Source organism: Flexilinea flocculi (genome assembly GCF_001192795.1).
GTDB classification, from domain to species: domain Bacteria; phylum Chloroflexota; class Anaerolineae; order Anaerolineales; family Anaerolineaceae; genus Flexilinea; species Flexilinea flocculi.
The window spans coordinates 1638440-1659987 of sequence record NZ_DF968181.1; the positions used below are offsets into that span (position 1 = coordinate 1638440).

11 protein-coding genes are annotated in these 21548 nt (G+C 38.9%); 1 reads left to right on the top strand and 10 read right to left on the bottom strand.

Translation table 11 applies throughout. The features are described 5' to 3' along the window. Nucleotides 1–28: 28 nt before the first annotated feature. From malQ to ATC1_RS11755, 3 genes are all read right to left on the bottom strand, one after another. Nucleotides 29–1612: a 4-alpha-glucanotransferase gene (gene malQ / locus ATC1_RS11745; protein WP_330218458.1), complete on the bottom strand. Its 1584-nt coding sequence runs from the start codon at nt 1610–1612 to the stop codon at nt 29–31. Nucleotides 1613–1908: 296 nt separating this feature from the next. Beyond that, nucleotides 1909–3372 (bottom strand): glycogen synthase, encoded by a 1464-nt coding sequence (locus ATC1_RS11750; protein WP_062282313.1) that lies wholly within the window; start codon nt 3370–3372, stop codon nt 1909–1911. 47 nt (nt 3373–3419) lie between these two features. Further along, on the bottom strand, nt 3420–4595 hold the full coding sequence (locus ATC1_RS11755; protein WP_062282315.1) for a molybdopterin-binding protein: 1176 nt from the start codon (nt 4593–4595) through the stop codon (nt 3420–3422). Nucleotides 4596–4648: 53 nt separating this feature from the next. Here ATC1_RS11755 and ATC1_RS15100 point away from each other — a divergent pair, with 53 nt between their 5' ends. Continuing rightward, nucleotides 4649–4777 carry a hypothetical protein gene (locus ATC1_RS15100; RefSeq protein WP_269079296.1) on the top strand — a complete coding sequence of 43 codons (129 nt, stop codon included), beginning with the start codon at nt 4649–4651 and terminating at the stop codon, nt 4775–4777. Nucleotides 4778–5010: 233 nt separating this feature from the next. Here ATC1_RS15100 and ATC1_RS11760 read toward each other — a convergent pair whose 3' ends face one another. The 7 genes from ATC1_RS11760 to ATC1_RS11795 all read right to left on the bottom strand — a co-directional run bounded on the left by ATC1_RS11760 (nt 5011) and on the right by ATC1_RS11795 (nt 21290). Continuing rightward, nucleotides 5011–6135: a hypothetical protein gene (locus tag ATC1_RS11760; RefSeq protein WP_062282318.1), complete on the bottom strand. Its 1125-nt coding sequence runs from the start codon at nt 6133–6135 to the stop codon at nt 5011–5013. A gap of 338 nt (nt 6136–6473) precedes the next feature. Next, the gene (locus ATC1_RS11765) at nt 6474–7619 is read right to left on the bottom strand and encodes a cysteine desulfurase family protein (protein ID WP_062282320.1); all 1146 of its coding nucleotides are present in this window, start codon (nt 7617–7619) and stop codon (nt 6474–6476) included. Between the two features lie 215 nt (nt 7620–7834). Continuing rightward, nucleotides 7835–9325 carry a BREX system Lon protease-like protein BrxL gene (gene brxL, locus ATC1_RS11775; RefSeq protein ID WP_062282322.1) on the bottom strand — a complete coding sequence of 497 codons (1491 nt, stop codon included), beginning with the start codon at nt 9323–9325 and terminating at the stop codon, nt 7835–7837. A 12-nt stretch (nt 9326–9337) separates the two neighbouring features. Continuing rightward, on the bottom strand, nt 9338–11581 hold the full coding sequence (gene pglZ, locus ATC1_RS11780) for a BREX-4 system phosphatase PglZ (protein WP_062282325.1): 2244 nt from the start codon (nt 11579–11581) through the stop codon (nt 9338–9340). A 7-nt stretch (nt 11582–11588) separates the two neighbouring features. Continuing rightward, complete coding sequence (locus tag ATC1_RS11785; protein ID WP_062282329.1) at nt 11589–15737, bottom strand: hypothetical protein; 4149 nt, start codon at nt 15735–15737, stop codon at nt 11589–11591. 16 nt (nt 15738–15753) lie between these two features. Continuing rightward, nucleotides 15754–18042, bottom strand: coding sequence for a phosphoadenosine phosphosulfate reductase domain-containing protein (locus ATC1_RS11790; RefSeq protein WP_236688133.1), 2289 nt, complete (start codon nt 18040–18042; stop codon nt 15754–15756). A gap of 41 nt (nt 18043–18083) precedes the next feature. Then, on the bottom strand, nt 18084–21290 hold the full coding sequence (locus ATC1_RS11795) for a hypothetical protein (protein ID WP_062282337.1): 3207 nt from the start codon (nt 21288–21290) through the stop codon (nt 18084–18086). Nucleotides 21291–21548 lie beyond the last annotated feature (258 nt).

Consider the following 21548-nt stretch of genomic DNA (forward strand, 5'->3'; position numbering starts at 1 on the left):
TCAAATTGCTGGAAAGTAACAGCAATAATTAAGGTTCTTCATACAATATAACCGGCCTTGCCAGCGGCTGCGAATTGATTGCAGGGATTCGATTATAAAGTTTGTTCAGGTCCAGAATTCGATGCGCTAAATCAGGAGTCAAATCGGTTGATTTAAATCGGTAGCACCAGTTTCCCTGAGCACGTCCCGGAAAATTCATCCTTGCATCGCTTCCCAAAGCCAGAAAATCCTGCAATGGTGCGATAGCATACACAGCGACTGAGCTCCAAACACAATCGATCATTTTCCATGCGATATCTGATCCGTCAGTTGATAAATAGCGTCGAATGAAATCCCTTTCTTTTTCCGGTGCTGTCTGATACCAGCCTAAAGAGGTGTCATTGTCGTGAGTTCCCGTGTACGAAATGCAATTATTAATATAGTTATGCGGAAGGAATAAATTCCTTGCGTCATCGGAGAAGGCAAACTGAAAAATTTTCATACCGGGCAAGTTAAATGAATCCCGCAAATCCAATACATCTTGCGTTATTTCACCTAAATCTTCTGCAATGATGGGAAGATCCCCAATTTTGGTTTTCAAATGATCTAAGAATGCTCTTCCTGATCCTCGAACCCATCGCCCTTTGATTGCTGTCGGTTCACCAGCTGGTACTTCCCAGTATCCACAGAAGCCTCGGAAATGATCTAACCGTATAAGATCAGCCATGATCAAAGTGGATTTAATTCTCTTTGTCCACCAGTCGAAGTTGGTTCTTTCATGTTCTGCCCATTTATATAGAGGATTCCCCCAAAGCTGACCCGTAGGAGAAAAATAATCTGGCGGAACTCCGGCAACAACCGTTGGACGACCTGTATCGTCAAGATAAAACAATTCAGGATTGCTCCATACATCAGCGCTATCCATTGAGACAAAAATGGGAATATCTCCAATAATCGTAATGCCTTTTTTGTTGGCATATTTTTTTAAATTCAACCACTGTCGGAAAAAAATAAACTGACGAAATTCATGCTGTTCAATCAAATCATGAAATTTTTCCGAAAATTCTCTCAAGGTATTTGGATCTCTTTTCCGAAACAATTCAGGCCAATTGAGCCAGCTTTGTCCATTTTGGGTTTCTTTAATTGCCATAAACAAGGCATAATCTGACAACCAGCCTGCGTGGTGCTTTCGAAAATTCGAAAATTCTTCCTGTAATTCAAATGGGTCGTGTTTGAAATTTTGATAAGCACGGTCAATTATTTTTAATTTCCACTCGATCGCAGCTCCGTAGTCAATTTTATTATCAGGAAATGTTGGCCGATCTGAAAGATCCTCCGGCGTTAATAAACCTTCATCCAGCATAATTGTTGAGCTGATCAAATAGGGATTACCCGCAAAAGCTGAAAATGATTGATAAGGGGAGTCCCCAAATCCGGTTGGCCCTAGCGGTAAAACTTGCCAGATTGAACATCCGGAAGATTTTAGAAAATCGATCCAATAATATGCCTGCGGACCCAAATCACCAATGCCATCCAAACTTGGAAAACTGGATGGATGAAGTAAAATTCCAGAAGAACGCTGCAAATTCATAGAATTGATCCTTAGAAAATAAGATTTTTCGGGGCAAATGATCTATCCATCAGCAATTTAAAATATGGATTGACTTTTCGTATCAATCAAGAAAATTTGTTGTTCTTATGGTTTTACGCTTCGCGTAAAACCATAAGAACAACAAGAAATTCTATTCATATTTCGAATTATTGTATACTCATTATATCATTTGCCAGTAATTCAAAATACGGGCAGTAATTCGAATTATTGACTTGCTCTCTGACTCAATCTGGAACAAATTATTGTTGAGAGGTCTTTTGATTTAGCGTAAAAGTATCACAACAATAACGAATCCTCTCCAAATTTCGAATTACTGATTATTTGGATGACTGAATTGATTTGTATAGATCGAAATATTTTTTGGCGGATTTTTCCCAGGAAAAATCCTGCTTCATCGCTCTGACCTGTATCTGTCTCCAATTATCCTGATCTTGAAAATACTCAATCGATCGTCGCATTGCCCATTCGGCTGCAGAGACATCTGGATGAGAGAATAAGAAGCCAGTATATTCATCCGGATAATCAAACGGATCTTTTATCGTATCTTTCAATCCTCCGGTTGCACAAGCAACAGGAATGCATCCATACAGCATACTGATCATTTGTGCAATGCCGCAGGGTTCATAGCGTGAAGGCATCAGCAAAATATCTCCTCCCGCATATAACCTTCTGGATAATGGCTCATCATATCGTAATTCCGTACGGACACGATCAGGAAATTCGTTGGATAAAGATAAACAAGTTTTTTGAATAGAGTCTTCTCCGGTTCCAAGAATGATGATTTGCCAATCCAGGTCTCGCATCTGGCGCAGCGCCTGAACACAAAGATCAAATCCTTTTTGATACGTCATCCTTCCGACCATTACAAAAAGCACCGTCTGATCTTTTATTGGAAGCCACAATTCCTGTTGCAACATTCTTTTGTTTTCAATCCGATCCGATAAGGTGTCAACCGAATAATTCTTGTAAAGCACTTTTTCCGCAGATGGATTCCATTGCTCCATCATGATCCCGTTGATAATTCCTGAGACTTTTCCTGAATGAGACCGCAAGTAATTCTGATATCCATTTCCAAAACCGTCGGTCATAATTTCTTCTGCATACGTTTTGGAAACGGTATTAATATGATCTGCAGCATCCAAACCTAATGCCATTGGTAAATTGCGCATATACTGTGGAATTTCAGGATCAAATGCTTGATGAATATCAAAAGCATATAAAATCTCCGGATGATTTCCCCCAGAATACGGCAAGTTATGAATTGTATATAATGATTTGGTCTGAGAGAAAAAAGTATCATACGATCGAATTTGAGACAATTTTTGAATAGCAACTGCAGTATGCCAATCATGCGCATGCAGTAGATCCGGTTTCCACTTAATTGCACGGCAAAATTCTAAAGCAGCTATGGAGAAAAAGGCATATTTTTTTGTGTCAATGGAAGTATCACTGCTATAGGTTCCAGTATTTTGGATTGGTTCTCCATCAATCAGATAAATTGGCAGATCGGTTTTTAATGCCCGAAAAACATTTGCTGTTATAAAACCATTCCTGCTCAATACCTTAAAAGATACAACAGGTTCAACAGGCCATTGATTCCTTTTTATTTGATCGTGATAGGGTATGACAACTTTTATGTCAATTACATAAGGATCCGTCATACTTTCAGGCAAATTCTTCAACGCCAAAGGAAGTGTACCGCCAACATCTCCCAATCCACCGACTTTAATCAATGGCTCTGCTTCAGAAATTACAAAAAGGACATTCATTTTTTGTGACATAAATCACCCTTGACAAGGAGTATCAAAAAAATTGCTTCAGCTGCTTTTTAATTCATTTCGGTTTCGGTATTCGCTTCGTTGAGAATCGTTTCACGAATGAGTTCCATAGCAAGTAACACAGGTTGTTCATCGGAAAAGGTCAGACTGTTATAAAATCTCTCTTTGTGGTAAATATTCGTATTCATCTTAAAATAAATTTTAGAATGAATCTGATTCTGCATTTTGTCTTTTCGATTGATTAAAGCAATACTATAAGGGTAACCTGTTTCTGCAATGTGTTTCATAAAAATATCATCTGAAGTCAGGCTATCCGGATCTTCTGATTTTATCGTTTGACTGAAAAGATTTTTCGGCTCAATTGCCGCAGATAGACATCCATTCGTATTGATTTCTAAAGTTTCCAGTTGAATCCCTTTTTCATAAAGCATTCGATTGGTCACCAATGCAAGCGTTTCATCATCACTGCCAAAAATATTGATCCCCAACCTTCTACGGATTTGACTCTCAAAGTCAGAAATTAATTTTTTTGTTTCCAGAAATGTATTTCCTTTTGCCGTGATGCGAAGATCAATTTGTCCGAATTTCGCCGACAAACCTAATGTCGGATTGGATGCCTTTTCCAAATCGCTGACTAATTCATCAATAACCGACTCTCCTAAGCCATAGGAGTGCAGCGTGCGAACAAGAATTACTTCATTTTCTGAATAGATTTTTTTTAACAACGGAATGACTGTTTCTTCAGTCAAATATTTCATTTCAAGCGGAACGCCAGGTAATGATATCAGTAATTTATTATTCTGATGTATATAAAATGCAGGCGCAGTTCCGACAGGATTAAGGATTGGCTCAGCGATTTCAGGCAGATAAGCTTGACGTTTGTTATTCTCTGTAGGATTTCGCTGCATTTTCTTGAAATACTCATGGATATTTTCCCACAGTTGTTTGTCGAAAATCAGATTGCAACCAAACGAAAGAGCAACCGCTTCACGAGTCGGATCATCAACTGTTGGACCAAGGCCCCCAGTGGTAATGACGATATCGGATCGCGTTAAAGCTTCCTGGATGGCATTTGAAATTCTGTTGACATTATCTCCAATCATTGTCGTACGAAAAACATTGATACCGCAATCTCGTAATTTGCATAATAAGAAAAGCGTGTTTGTGTCTTGTGTTTCTCCCAGCAATAATTCTGATCCAATTGCGATAATCTCTGCTGAAGCCATATACTCTCCAAGTACTGACGTATTTTGATTATTATTATACTGAAAAGAGATCTATGAGTTTGTTATATCAATTTCTTCCATTACAGAACGGAATTGCTATCAGGAACCTGTCATTGTTATTACCCTGGATGGGCGTGGCAATTTCCCCGCCACAGGTAAGGCAGAGCGCCATCCGGAAATAGATTGCTTCTCAATGATCGCAGTGACAGATCAATCATTATTTCAAACAGCAGATGAAAGAAATACCACATCCGATGATGAAAATCGAATTCTATTTTCATAGGAATTAATGATTGCTGACACTGACCAACGAAAAGGCCGATACATTTAAACCTATCGGCCTTTTCTCATATGGGCTAAACAGTTTTATCAGCTATTTTAAATTCAAATTTACTTTTTTCGTATAGCTGCTTTTTTATCCTGCTGCCGATGTATTGCAGTAGAAAACAAATACCCCTTTTTCCTGCTCAGGACTTTCAGAAACAACAATCCAAATCCTGTCCGTGTCTCTTTGCAGGAGCATCTGATAACCTTCACCCAAATCTTCATCCATAAGAACCAATGGGAACAAACGAGGTTCCGCGAATTTCGTGTAGCCATCATCAGCATATTCCTCTGCGTAAAAATCATAAAGCTGGTTAGCTAATTCTTCTAATGTGAAATCGCCTGTATAGGTAAACAGTTCCCAATTATTTACATATTTTCCGCCAAGCAAACCAAAGGAAGAAGCAGCTAATTGCATTTGGTTGTCATAGTCAGGGAAAGACGCTCTATCTCCATATAAAGTCAGAAAATCAGGGCTCTTATTTTCGGCGATTGTCTCTACAGGTGCTTCGGTCGGAGCTTTTGTCGGGAAAAGTGAAACGGATGTGGGCGCTGCGACTGGCGTTTGTTCCGTTTTTGAACCTCCTGATCCACTGATATCAAATGACCATGCATCCGATGAAAAAATCTGGAAGATTGTAAATTTCGGGTTGATGATTGTCTTGCCGGAATATGGTCCTTGTTCGTAGAAGAGCTGTTTATATCCATCCCATCCTTTTACGCCTTCGCCGGAGTATTGGTAGACCTGTACATAATCATCACCGGAATAATCGAACTGTAATACTTTTCCCGGATTATTAACAATGAAGAAGGCGGTACCGGATCCTTCGATTTTTGCAGGCGCTGTATATGTTTCGATATTTGCATCATTGATCGGAAGAAATGTTAGGGTCCAGTCTACTGCTCCTGAAATTTGGAGATATTCAACTTGATCAATTTCATTATTCGCATAATAAATCTGTCCGGTTTTTTCGCAGGAGTCGTAAAAAGCTGAAATTTCTTCATCGTTGCTTCCGAACAAGGTTACAGTAATATAGTCATAATCATATTCGCATATGGCTTCTATTTCCATAACAGGGTAATCAGCTACGCTAAATTCAGCAGTGATGACATCATCTCCTACTCCTGTAAATTCAAGGGAGTTTGACTGAGGCGCGGAAACGAATGCTGCTGAAAGAAAGACCAAAATCAGTATTAATAATCGTTTTGTATTCATATCTCCTCCAAGAAAACTTTTTTTTATATTGAGAATATTCTGCGATTTATAACAAACTATATTGCTTATATTATTTATCAGTATACAAAATTCTTGGAGGTTTGAATAGTATTTCAGTAATTCGTAATATGAAAAAGTCTTTCAAAAATACAAGATAGGATCGATCGAACCCATTTGCCTTATCGATTTCATCCCTTGATATTCTTAATCAACCTGTTTCGTGGGAAAGTCCATTTTTTTCTTTTCTTTTTTCGATGATGCATAGGGTGATGTTTAAATAGGAACCTATGAATTATTTATACAATTCCAAAAAATACTATAGGAGGTTGTTATCTGAATTATTGTTTCATGGCATATTTAATTTTGCTGCAAGCATTGCAGATATTTTTAACAATGCTGTCAACTTCTTCCAATGTATTGTACCGGCCATAAGAAATCCGAATTGCTGATTTTGCTTCTTCTTCAGATTGTCCCAATGCAAGAAGTACATGCGAAGGTGTATCATATCCCGCATTACAAGCGGAACTGGTAGAGACACAAATTCCTTTTAAATCAAGCAGATGCATCAGGGATTCTCCAGAAATCCCCTCAAATCTGAGATTCACTGTTCCTGGCAAACGCTTTTCATAATCGCCATTAATGGATACAAAAGGCAGCTTTTTCAGAATACCTTTGACAGTTCTATCAACCAGTATTTTTAACAAGGATGTTGTAGCCTGCATCTCAGCAACATTTTCTTCCAGCGCATAACCCAGCGCGACAATACCAGCAACGTTTTCTGTCCCAGCACGAAAACTGAGTTCCTGTCCTCCGCCATGGATCAGTGGAATAATTTTTTTGCCAGAACGCTTATACAGAAAACCAGTCCCCTTGGCTCCATTAAACTTATGAGCTGAAGCGGAAAGAAAATCAACGTGCAGTTCTTTGACATCGACTGGAATATGACCGACAGCCTGGACAGCGTCCGTGTGAAAAAGAATTTCTTTCCCTTGGAGAAATCTTCCAATTTCCGCGATTGGCTGAATGGTTCCAATTTCGTTATTTGCGAGCATCAATGAGACGAGTTTCGTGTTTGGTTTGATCGCTGCTTTTACATCATCCATAGCAATTATCCCATTTTGATTAACTGGTAAATAGGTGATTTCTATACCGCTCGTTTCCAGGGCATAGCAAGCATTTAAGACAGAATGATGTTCGATCGATGATGTGATCAGATGGATTGCCTGATTTGGAAACGTCTCAGAGACGCTTCGCAACACCCAATTGTTGGCTTCGGAGCCTCCAGACGTAAAAATAATTTCAGATGGTTGTGCGCCAATCGCATTGGCCGCTTGCTGTCTGGAATGTTCGATAGCGGCTTTCGCGTGTATCCCGATTGCATATTGGCTGGAGGCATTGCCGTATTGATCTCTCAAATACGGGAGCATCTTTTCATAAGCCAACTCAGAAATTTTTGTTGTTGCAGCGTTATCTATGTAAATCACACTATTGAAACCTTTAAAACAAATCGCAACCTTGTGCCTTAAATTCCTCAATTTTTTCCATCAGAAAGTCTTTATCCACATCAAGATAATCAGAAAGGCAATCTATGCAATAAAAAATCTTGGATCTTTTACTAAGAAATTTTTTCGTAAGCCCAATTTCATTCTTGCTGAGATTTTCTTTGCCGCAGACATAACATTTCTGCGCGTTAATAATTTCACTCATCTTTTTTGTCATATTCAGGATTTATACTAAAGACAGGAATATCTTTCCCTCTGTATTCCACATCCAGAATACCTAATTGATACTTTATGGTATCTCTCATTTTACGAGCTCTATCAAGGCAATATCGTTTAAACTCACGACAAGAAATATCGTTTGGCTCACGAACGTTTGGAAAAAGTAGCTTCAAATAAGCTGTTGCAATACGTTTCACCGCTTCTGTATCACGAGTATCTGCAGCTTCAGGAACTTCAACGAGTTCATCTACAACAGCCCGATAGCTCATGTCATTTCTAAGTTCATGAAGGATGGAACAAAAATATTCAGAATTTAGTGCCCAACCTGAAATTTTCAAGTCATCATTCATGCGAGGAATATTCCACCCTTTAATAAAGCCATGAAAACGTTCGATCAATGCGGATTCGTGGAACACCACAGGGAGCTCCTCAAACATGTTGGTATACCCATCGTAATCCATCGTCTCTTTCTTAATGTTTCCGCATAAGATAACGCCTGCTTCTGATGTCCCCTTGAAATTTCCGACGGTATAAAAACCGGACTCAAGATACCCTTTGAGCGCCGCTCGCATTTCATCTACGTCGGGAAATGATATCGTTTGGACCTCATCAAGTGTTACATAATCATTACCTGATATAAGTCCTTCAGTTTGTTTTGAGATATCGTAGAACATCTTTGCTCGACTCATCACACCACCACTTGAAAGCCAACCAAAACGACTGACACGACCAAAAAGATATGATTTTCCAGTTCCTTTGGGAGCAAGTTCGATTAAGTTTAGACGTTTCTCAACAAAAGGTAGCAATCGCGTCAACATTGTCAGCTTCTTTTCCTCATCGCCAAGATAGCCACTTGCATTATAATCGACCGCCCCCAAGAGCACATCTATCCACTCCGAAGTACTGAATTCCCTGCGAGCATCTTTATAGAAGTCAATGTCGATTGTATATGGGCAAAAACTCTTGAATGCTGTCAGCTTTATTTTTCCCTTATTTGTACTTTTTGTCTTATTTCTTGAATACTCTATATCGAGGTCATCAGGAGGGCGGTATCCTAATTCGACCATTCCCCAAGTCTCTCGGCTGCTTACTAGATCCGCCTTGCAAACATCCCACACTTTATCTTCAATGATGGTATCTTTGCTTGTCAATCCAAAATCTGGAAGTGAAAAGGAAACTTCTCCAGTCTTGATATCGATATCTACTGATACCTTTGCAAGGAATTTGACTCGCTCATTTTCGATTATCAGCTTGTTCTTTATGGCTGTCCAATCATCTTTACGCGGCAAGTATGTTCGCACAAATTGAACCAGCTCGTCTGAATCGAAAACCCCATTCTCATCCTCAAATTTCTTTAAAAGCCAATCGCGCATAAAAGACGGAAGACTTAATGCTGAAAAAAAATTACTTTTCTTGAGATCCTTGTAAACAACCATCTCATCAAAGCAGTTCCTGAGTTTTTCAATCATTTAGAGCCTCTTCTAAAATAATTCGTTAAATTCATTATTGACCCTGCCGCTCTTACCCAGTGCTATAATCTTGATTTTACTGACTAAATCATCTCCAACGTAAATGTCTGCGGGATATTCTCCCGTACGTTTTATATCGAACAGGGTTACAGAATAATGATTGGCATCAATTTTAACAGCGGGATAACGTTTACCTTTTAAAACAATTGAAACATCTTCGAATTCACTTTTTGAGAATAACGTGATTGCTGTTCCATCGCGGAAATCAACTGTCGCAGTTGGCTCAACGAGAGAAATATCTATATTTTCATTTTTTAATTTTAATTCGATAACAGGAACGACAACTTCTTCCAGAGAAGCTCCGCCATGAACCTCAACATTCGCAGCACGACTTCCCTTAAATCTTCCATAATCAGCAAGCACCAGATAACCGTTCTCTTCGGCAGCAAAAGGTAAATCATACGGCTCAAAATATTTACAACAACGCCCTGAATGTTCACCTTTGGTATCTGTCTCATATTTTTCTTCCTTGCGGCGTAAAACGGCAAGACGGCTTGCTCCATGATCGCTGGCAATCAAAATTCGTTTATAGTGCCTCAGTGCGAGTTCTGTTGCTGCTTTATCAAGAACATTGGTTATGATTTCCAGTTCTCTTGCGAGATGAATTGGTAATTCATTATTCTCGAAGTTATATCCACCTGCTTCTTTGTGCTTAATCGTATCAAGTTCTTCGTTTTTTTCTTTTCCACTTTCTTGCCAATCATCAAAGAATCCACGGTTTTTTATCGTTATCGTGGGAAGCTCAGAACGTGCGATATAAATTGAGAGTGACAGACCAAGAGAACGAGCTAATTCGGAAATGAATGCCAAATATTCAACACCAAGGGCATCAACCCAAAGTAAATAGGTATCAGTTTTAACCAATCTCTCAATTATTTCATTACGAGTTGGCAAACGGTTATATTTTCTGCTTTGGGCAAATTCTTCGACCTTTGTTAAAAATTCATTGTCAAGCTTATTCGAAACCTTCTGTTTCTTGTATGCTTCAAAATAATCGGTTAACAGCGTAGATAAACCATCACATTTGAACTCGTATCTTTCTAAATAAGACGATAATGCAGGATAAACCAGCGTGAGACAGGATGGAATGCCATTTTTTACAACCCATGAAATTATTTCTTCACGCTCTGTTCTCGTATTGTCAGTTAGTTTATAAATACTTTCATTAATGTTTTTACGGTTGTTGATGACGAAATTCGCTATTTCAGATTCCGGAAAATTATCAACCAGCGCCTTCCGTTCTAAATAAAACGAATGAAAACGGTTGTCAGTGTGGTTTATTTCAATAATTGCATTTAGTACATTATCCTTAAATTTATCAAATTGAGATGTAATTTCCAAAACATAATTCAAATAACCAGAACCAGATACATTAATTCTTATTTTTAGAAAAATAAAATATAACCAGTTCCTGAAATCAAGACCTGCAACAAGATTATAAAAATCTATGTTTAGATCATTTGTGAATCCGTATTTTTTAAATATTTTTTCAAACGAACCATTATTTTGATTTATTTCTGAAAGAAGTCTGGTCCATTGTTGTTCGTTTCCACATGAATATGGCAAATCAAATTTTGGGCAGGTTAACCGAATTCCTTCATATGAATTGGAAATCTTATGGAGCGTTGCTATTGCGTCATTTAAATTGACAACTGTTTTTACAGCAATATTACCAGTCTTGTCGTTTTCAAGTTTCATTAATAAGGCTTTGAATCCCATCGTCGCTGTTATATCTACTGCAGGGGAGACTAACGTGATAGAAAGATTACAATCAGTTTCATCCGAAAGACAACAGCGGCGTCTATCAAAGCGAGGATCGGATTGCAGATCTTTTACTTGTGTTTCGATCCCACATAAGAGTAATACCACTTTTATAGTTCCAAGATTCAGGTCTTTTAATTGCGATAAGACACTTGCTGCCTCACGTCTTCCACGAAGCGTAAGATATTCACCAAGTCCGATCAAAGCTACTTTTTTGCCGACAAAAGTACTATCAAGTGTCCTAAGGTCGTTAATTAATCCATCAATATCTGGCAACTTATCATCATTTTGACAATAGTCACTAACTTTAACAATGGAAAATCCTGATTCTGTCAATTTTTCTCTGACGCTCAAATAATTTCGGTCACTAACTGAATAAAAAAAAGGTGTAGAAACACTTGAGGCAAGGTACGCATTTACTTTTTCAATAGACATTCCTTTATTATCCCCCGCTCGAAATTATTTCTATTCCGACAGTCATATTTTCCTTAACAAGTCGCTTCAAATATTGCTTAAGTTGTGAATCGTCCATATGGTCGATTTTTAACAAGGCTTTGTCACTGCCACCGGCGTTGTATTCCGCTTCAGCGAGTTGCTTTATTTTATTTTCAACAGATGGATTTCCTCGCCAATTATACGGATCAACCGTCAAACGTTCAAGAACATCACGCACTTTATCTGCGTTGGAAAGTAAAATGCGATATTCACCGATGATCCCGCGGAGAAAAGCTTCATTACGTTTCTCTTCGTTTGCTAAGGTTTCGAAAAGACTTGTTGATTCAAGGAACTCAATTGCTGTTTGGATTTCTGCGTCTGTCACCCAGTTTCTGTTTAGAATATCGAATACAGTTTTAGCTCTCTCGAACTCATTTTCACACACACAGCAGAGGATCGGTGTCCTGTAACGATTTGACCATTCATATGGATTCTTTGTACCAGTTTTATCTTTCCATATTTTATACATTTGCGTCTTTAATTGATTTCTGCGAAATTCCTCTGCTGTTGCTTTCACCTTTGCGTTGCTGTCGGTTCTGGAAAGTTCAAACATTCCAGGAGGTAATTTGCATTTAATCTCACTAATATCTGATTCGCTCAGATTTTCAAGATAAGGGGCGTAGATTTCGGAAAAGATTGCCTTATCGTTATTCAGCAGGAACTTAATCTCAGCTGTCTTTGCCATGAGTTCATCATAAAAGGTTTTTATCTGATCGGGAAGCATATCCAATTGTTGATAAATTCTCATCAACAGATCAAGAAATCCTGCAATTTGCGGCATCTTCATTTTCAGTGCCTCACTGGAAATCCCGATGAATTTCAAACGCTCACGCCACTCCTTGAATGCATCCACTCGCGAATGTGCTGCTGTTGCAAGAAGGATATTGCTCTCTTTTACAATGCCATAATCTGTCAGGAGTTTACGAATTTCATTTTCGCCGGTTTGTTTATCCCATAAACAGGAATGTTTCACTGAAAATAAAACCTTAATATCGGAAAGTACTTTATCAGTTGCTCCAATTTCTCCTGCAAGTGAAAGAATCTTTCCTCCCTCAAAGGTTTTCAGGAACTCAAGCATACCTTGTTGACAGTTATCAATCTTTAACAAGGCTGACAAGCTGCCAGCAAGTGAGGTTTTTACCATAGCGATTTTACCAATTTCAACCGCCTTCTTATGGGCTTCGTTCCCTTCTTTCTGAACAAGTTCGATATATTTTTGAACCACATCAAAAACATCATTTTCGTCGACTTCGGCAAGGCACCATACCGGTAATCCAAAACTTCGCATCTTTGCTGATACGGCTATTGACGCCTGGCTTGCTGAAGAACATGAATTTGGCTGAATACTCCAAGCTTTTTCAGTAAGATCATAGAATGCCATTTCTTCAGCAGTCATCTTTACGATATATGTTGGATTTGGACTTTTCCCGATATAATTACCAATCATTTCCTTGAGTTTATCTGGAACCATTACATCATGACCGCCGGCGACATCACTGTAGCGATACGGCTCATTGCTATATTCCTTCAGCAGAAAACCTGTAAGAAAAGCAGAAAGATTACATGGTGCAAAACCATACTTCTCTACAAGAAAATCATATATATCACCAATCGATATCTGCCCGTCACGATTAAAAGCATCTTCAATTAATTTGTCAATTTCTATCTTGATTCTCGAAATGGGCAGAGAAGCAAAGGCAGGATTTTTCCAATACGAATCGACGTTCCACACAGCAGACAGTAAATGCTTTTCAATCCCAGTTACGACCCCGCTTGTGCTCTGTATAATTCCGCTTTTAGCGGCGGCAGCAGGATTTGTAAGTTTTAACTGATTTTCAGTTAAATTTCTTGTAAAGTCAAAAACACAAAGAAATCCGGCTTTTAGCTCGAAATGCGTTGTTACAATAGTCTGGAGAACACTTGCCACTCCCTGCCCGTTGCCAAGTATTTCACCTTCCTGATTTGCGTATGAGTAAACGATGAACCGACCATTATAGATACGATTCTTCCATTCCTGGTCCAAAATGTGACGCGCTTTATCTGCACTTTCCCGCGATGAGGTGTTATTGCTGCCATTATAGTACAGTGCCATTGCAGAGTAATCCACATATTGCTCATAAGCTTCTATGCCAAGCGGTGTAGAAAGTGCATCGATGAATATGATATGTTCATACTGCTTTTCGGCGGCGGCGTTTTTGATCATTTTGCGGAAAGTATTGGCTTCGGCATCGTCTTTTGCAAATGCGATGACAGCATGGAAATGCCATCCATTGGGACGATCACGAAGGCTGTTAATGGTACGCGTGAAATCTGTTGTCGTTACCGGTGTGATTTTTCCTGTGTTTGGTTCGGACTCAAAACGTAAGCGAAGTGCAGGTGATAACGACAATACATTCGCAAGAGAACCTTCTGTTACTAATCTCGCAGTTGTGCAATTTTGACGTACATCCTTTTTATAATTATCAATTTTCGTCTGGTCACCCGCCAGTACTGCTGCGACATATACTTCTCGTCCATTACTGATCGGGTTATTAACGAGTATGCCCTTATCCTTTAAACCTTTGGCTAATCGTTTACAAGACACATCTAAACCCGAAGTGATACCTTCAAAAACATAACTCAAATTTTGCTCAGTGGCTTTGAACAGATCAATCGTTCCGCCTAACCGTTGATCAATTGCTTGCATGATGAGAATCGTTTTTAAGACTGCTTTTTCGTCATCCCGTAAATTCTGCTGTTGCGGAAATATATCCAAAATAAGCCTGATATCGGGGGTCAGATTGTCTTTACCTCTTTCATAGAAGAAATTCCATAGCATATCCACTGTAAGGAGTGGATGGTTATCATAGGGACCTGTTGTCTCAATAAACCATTGAAATGCCTTCACATGATCGATATCTGAGGATTTTATGAAATCAAACATACTGCGCTGATTCGATTTGAATGCAGAAGCGATGTTCTTTAAGATCAACGCTGTCATCGGATGAAGCGGCATTATGTCCTTCATTACCTGTGGATTTGTGATTTTTGCGGTTCTCATCACCATTTCTCGTGATGTACTGACTCTGCTGTTCAAATCATCCGCCACTGTATTCCAGGAATCTTTTGCTGCCGGTTTCACATTAAAGGCATGACCGATAAGATTAAACGCAATATTATCTGGCAATGTGATTTGTACCGGGATGAAGCGATCGCGAACTTTCGTCCATGTCGCATCAGCAGCGTTGAACAATTGTCCTGATTCGTGTGTTACAACAATCAAGTAAAACGGTTTATGGTTAACAAGCTCAGCAATCTTCTGGAACTCGGAAAGGCTCTCTCGGTTGTTCTTGAAATAGTCAGAAAATTCATCCCATATAAAAACGATTTTTATGTTGTTCTGATCGATAATGTCTGTCAGCCAGGCAATGAGCCTGTCAGAATCAATGTTCAATGCTGTGATACCTTCTTTATCAGCCAGACGGAAAAGATTATCCATTAACGTTTTTATTTCGCCGCCCCTATGCAGCGTATCTAATACTTGATTCGCATTTGTTTGAGAAAAAAGTGCAGACCACTCCGGTTTCTTCAAGAGGGCATCCAAGAACAACTTGTGTGTGGGTTCATCAATCCAGGCAATGACGCTTTCTTTTAACGTATTTTCACCTGCATAGAGTTTTTGTTCATCGAGCGAAGATTTCAGGCTGTTTTGAATAGCAAGGAAAAAATCACGCGGAGAACCGATGCTGCCAGAGGCATAGCGATAGGCGGTCACGATGCCTTTTTGTTTATGTCCGAGAATTTTTTCAAGCAGATCGGCTTTATTTTTCAGCGGTTCATAACGATTCCAATATTCACGGAGTTCTTCTTCCGGTACTTCAAGAATCTTTTTCAGAGCATAAGCGCATTGAGATTTTCCTGTCCCATATGCACCTTCTATCCAAAGGGATCGCTTTTCCTGACGTGAAAGCGCACGCTCTAAATTGGTCAGCATATCAATGAATGTCTCGTGCGGATATGTACGCATCCAGAAATCCGGACTTGCTTCAGCAATTGAGGAATCGTTGATTTGTGGAAAATACTGGTCGTCAATATCAAAATATTCTCGGTAAAGCATTATCTTTTTCCCCCCCTTAGAAAAGTTCGAGTACATCTGATGAAGTTTTATCTTTTGCAAGCGTAATTTTCTCAAGGTCGTGCGTAAACGACGCTGAAATGAATTCCGGGTACTTCGCAGAAAGTCCCAACAACAGCGGTGTCATGTCTTCCCGATCAAGCCCAAATATCCTTGTCGGGCTGATCCCGTCTCGGTCGATGCTGTCATTTAATAGCGTGGCAAGAGTAAATTCCTTATAATCATTACACTTCTCGGCGAATTTGAATAAACCATACAACAGCACGCGCGGGTCAGACACGGAACACTTCGTGCGAACAAGGTCACCTTCCTCGGTGACATAACCGAAATGAAGATTCATGCCTAGTGGTATTTCGGTCAAGCGTTTGAATGCTTTGACGATGGACTTTGCATCTTTAGGCTTTACATTGGCAGCAATTAACATATCTTCAACTGCCTGCCTTTTATAGATATGTCCGATGTCCAGACTCTCTATATACCATTCAATTTGAGGATTCTCGTTTACAAGGTTGACAAGAATAAGACCCCAAGCTGTATTGGTTTCCCACCCAATTTTCGAAATCAATGAAGCAAACTTGGTGAAATGATTTTTTTCATTCAGAGAAGCATCTTTTAGGAAACGTCTAAAAATATCATACATCATCGGTCCTAGCGTATGCTCAGAGTAAAACGCTTCTTTGAGTTCAAAGAATGATCGCAACCATTCTGGTTTAGGCGCATGATCTGCAAATGAGTTTAGGCTTTTCATAGAAGATCCTCCTCCTTGTGGATGTCTTAGGGAATGGAATAGTAAACATCCGCTATCTATGTTATGACAATCGTGACATCTACTGCAATTATTTATTTTTATTTTTCCTTCTAAAAAAGTAATTGCTCTTTTCCTACAATTTGTTTCACAAACACGGCAGGCACTGCAATAAGATGCTTTTCTAAATACTTGGCGGAATAATTTTCCAAAGGCTGGATTATCTTTCAAGATTATTTCTGGAATAGTAACAATATAGCCTGTCTTATTTATCTTTAGATCAAAGTCAAAAACAGAATCATTAAAAAATATGGAGTAATTATTTTCCCTTTTGAGAAGTACACCAATCGTTTTTATCCATTCTGTCCAATCGTTCCTTGGGTTTGTAACTTCAATAATCAAGTTGCCATTATATATTTTTTCAATGCAACGATTCGCATTGTTAGTGATTTCTCTTCCATTCTTACGTGCATTCCAACCGCCATTAATGATATAAGATTCGGCATTTTTTTTCTGTTTTTCTCCATCATATGTTTGATTAATTAGATTGATATATCTATCGATCTCGGTTTTGTAGTTATACCTACGAAAATAATCACTTATGCCTCCTGACATAGGGCAAAACAAGCAACCTGCGCGCCCGTTTCCTTTTTTATATGCTTCATTGATAACTATGTTATTTGCATATATATACGACCATATTTCTGCAGATGTCCACTCAAGAATTGAATTATGACTGTACTGTCCTCTTTGCTTCTTTCCGAAATTTTCATATTTGTAATCACTTCGTGTGGCACTTTCATGTGCTCGAACTCCGACAAAGTCAAGTCCGATATAATTATTAATACCAGTGATCTCACGCAGAAGAAGTGTTTGCGGTGTGCTTTTATGGACACTGCAGCACCAGCGGAGCACCCTTGACGGAGGTCCGAATAACTTCCAGGACTGTTCCGGATCGAAGTGAGACTTTGCGATATAGAATGGAATTTCCTCCTGCTCGCACAACTTTTGGGTTTTGTTTACGACATCATACGTATCAGGAAATTCCATGCCGGTATCGCCGAATACAACGACAAAGCTGCCCTTTGGAAGCGCTTTTTTCACAAGGTCAAGCAGAACAGCGCTGTCCTTACCGCCTGAAAATGCGACATGAAAAAGATCAAGTCTGCCTTTATATTTTTCATAGACTGCTAATATTTTTTTAACTGTCGTCTGCTCAATAATTTGAAGGATATCGAGGTTTGCCGAGACCATCGCCTGAATATCTACAGGGCGCAGGAAGTTCCCATCCGGTTCGGGTACTATTGGAATACCATTTTCGTCTGTCGGAATGATAATCTCCGGAGCGGTATACAGGTTGCCGCCTTTCAACTTTGCAACACAGACACCTCTATACCAATAGGTGTTTGCCTCAGCCCACATGTACGGCTGTTCCATTTGTTTGTCATAGTTCCAATATTGATCAAAACCCAGAATGTCAAGCTCCTGGGCGTATACCGGACGTGGTTCTTTTGAAAAGCCAGTAGGGGATGTATTTAGCAACAATCCACCTGTCATACGGTCGTATGTATAAGAATACAAGATTAATGTTCCCTTTCTCGCAGGGTTTTTACCTGTTCAATCAACTCATCGATTCTGTTATAAACTCGTCTGCCAAGATAACCACCTTTATACAAATATTCGATCACTGCAGTTTTCGTAAGGTCTACGTTGGAGGCAGCCACTGCATCTGTGATAATTTCAGGGTAAGAAAGACCGCAATCCTTACGGATAATCACCCCGGCATTTTGAGAGTTCATCGTCAACGAATCAAATCGATATCGATTACTAAATCTTCGACAGTAACTTTCAAGGAGAAACAGATTCCATAACTGCCCACAATCGGGAAAAGCAGCAAATGTCGTAACACCTTTCAAAGGTAGATATTGACCTGTCACAAAAAGATCAAGCGCTGAATCAATCGCTTCGCAATCGAAATGAACAAATTTTTCAGCCACAAAGCTTTCTTCAGATGTCCTTACTAAAATGGAATACCCTGCTTCTAAAGCGATCCATGTGTATGTATCACCAGTCAATTCTTGCTCATATTGAATCAACTCTTTCAGAGAACATGTATCTATCGAACGACACTTTTCTTTCATTAATAAACGTGCATCAAGTGAATCGCCTTTACGAGTAATGATTTTACCGTGCTTGTCATAGTAATCCGAAAGTGCTATTGAATAAACTGCGCTATGGATTGCTGTAAGCGATAATTCATTATTGTGTTCTTCAATTGCTTTAAGCGGAATATCGTTGATGGATGCATAGCCAGAAAGAAGACATGTGTTTTCGACATATTCCTGGATTGAGAATCGTTCTTCCTCCGAGATATCAACCATCCCGATATGGGTGTATACATCTTTCGAATTCCAAATAAAACCATTATCCATCGCTAAAGCATACTTGATTTTTTCAAGCGGTATGTAAGGCAATCGCGCTGCAATCTGATCGTAATCTAATAAAACATCATGGTTCCAAATTCGAAGAATTTCATTTTTTATGATCGACAATTCTCTGCTTCGATGATCATGGATCGTGAAGTAACTTGGCTTGTGTGTAAATGCTGGATAAAGACTCATTAATATCTGTTTTAACATATCATCGGAGATTATCCTTCCATCAAATAACCAGCTTTCATGTCGATCATAAAAGGAAGAATAATAAATGATCTCCACTCCGCAAGTGGTCTGTGAATCAATCTCTTCTTTCAACCTGCTTTCGGTTTCTTCTTCAATAACATATACTTTTCCTTGAAATAATGTTCCACATAAACGAATTACTGTTTGCAAATCTTCATCGAAAAGAGGAATGTTTTCGGCATGATCATCCGCGGAATAATTGCGAAATCGCTTCAGCTCGATTGGAGAGTCAAGCCTGAATCCATTCGGAAAGTACTTGACCAAAATATCCTTAATTATCGTGATCACTGCTTCATCAATTACTTTTGGAATATTTCGAACAAGCAGTTGTTTTTTTACGTCAGAAATCATTCTATTTTCCGGCGCATAGGTAATGACCACATCTTCAAACGGGATTTTACAATGCCGCAGAAGATTCCCAATTACAGTGACGATCGTATTCGCGCTGTAATTGACACTGATCCACTTGCCGTTCGAAAGCAACCTGCTGGTGATTTTTCCCGGTTTTTGGTGGAGGAAAAAGGGTTGACTACCATAAAGAGATATCCAATTCAGAACGGGGAGACAGGGATTACATTCTTTTATTAACCATTCAGTAATTTCAACCAGAACGCTGTTCCAATATTGTGAATCTATAAAAATCTCTTTGCCTTGGATCTTACAGGATACCGGTTTTGTATTTTGATATTGTTCCGGTTTATTAAAGTCAACAACCTTACCAGGATCGGAACGAGCGGTATCGGGTTTCGGCTGTTCGATCGAAGGTGTTGGTTTCTGTATGAAATTAAACAGTATTTTTTCATTCTGGTTTTCTGTTAGATACGATACATATCGGGAAAGACAGTTCAATCCTTCAGATAGACGGCCATAATGTTTCTCGTTAATACTCTCGAAGTTCGGAGCTGCCTTATAACGCTCCCAAAGCATATTGAATTCCTCCACCGACTGACAGGAAAAAACATTCCGGTTCACTCCGGGAGGCAAGTCTAATTTTGCCGGAGCATATTTCAGGCTGTGGACATATCGCTCGACGACAAATTTCAAATATCGTGTTCCATTTTCATTTCGCTGCGTAATCAACCAGGCAATCATCTCATCCGGATTGATTTCTTTTAAATAACGTTTTTCAGGTTGTTTTGTCTTTGGAAGAATTGACGATTCTTCAATTTTCGTTTCAGAAGAAATGGTTACAGTTTCTTCTACTTCTTTTTCGAATGGAAAAATTTCTATTTCTTCAAAATCCATTTCAGATGGAGGGAATTCCCATTCACCCATTGTTGTTTCGAATGGATTGCTTGTCGGATCATCCTCCTCAATTTCAGATGGAGGGATTGCCGATGTTTCCATTGCTATTTCGAATGGATTGCTTGTCGGATCATCCTCCTCAATTTCAGATGGAGGGAATTCCGATGCTTCCATTGTTATTTCGAATGGAATAATTGCTTTCTCTTCTACTGCTGTTTCGAATAGATCAATTGTTGGTTCATCCTCCTCAATTTCAGATGGTGGGATTGCCGATTCATCCAACACTGTTTCGAATAGATCAATTGTCGGTTCATCCTCTTCCATCTCAGATGGAGGAATTGCCAATTCATCCAATGTTGTTTCAAGTGGAATAATTGCTGTCTCTTCTACTGCTGTTTCGAATGGATCAATTGTTGGATTTTTCTCATCCATTTCAAAAGGATTGATCGCTGTTTCTACATTTTGAATAGTAGGTAAAATAATTGTTGCCGTGTCCGAGTCTGCTTTGGTATCCCTTCCTGCAATTGTCATTACCGAAAAGTTCGGCTCATTGGCTTGCTGAAGATATGGCTTTTCCTTTAGAAATTTTAAATAAAGTTTTCCCACATGAATAAATTTCTTATAGGTGTTTCTTTCCAGGATTTGCATTTGGACTGATTTTAATAATTTTTGATAAATTAGCTCAAAAGTAAAATATTGCGATATATTCCAGAAACTGGTCTGACATATTTTTTTACGGATGGCATATTCTGATACTTTTTCCAAACAGGAAACAACGACACTCAGGTCATAGCTTTCCGAGTTTCCGGCATTTATCCATTTTATGAATTCCTGTTTTAAGCCAAAAATTCGAATATCTTGCATAATCTTGTAAAATTCATAAATCCTTTTAAATTGTGAAGAAATTTGAGAAAACCTTTAAAATTTTATTCAAGTGCTTTGGGAATAAGATTGGTTAACGGTTCATTTCGGCAATAATTATAATATTGTTTTGCTTTTTCAAATAATCTGTTCAACAGAATGATTTCGTTTTGCAACTGGTTTTCGCTGTAATTCTAATAACAAATCATGATTCAATCAACGAATTCCTTATTTATTCATCTGAAAATAATGATTAACGTC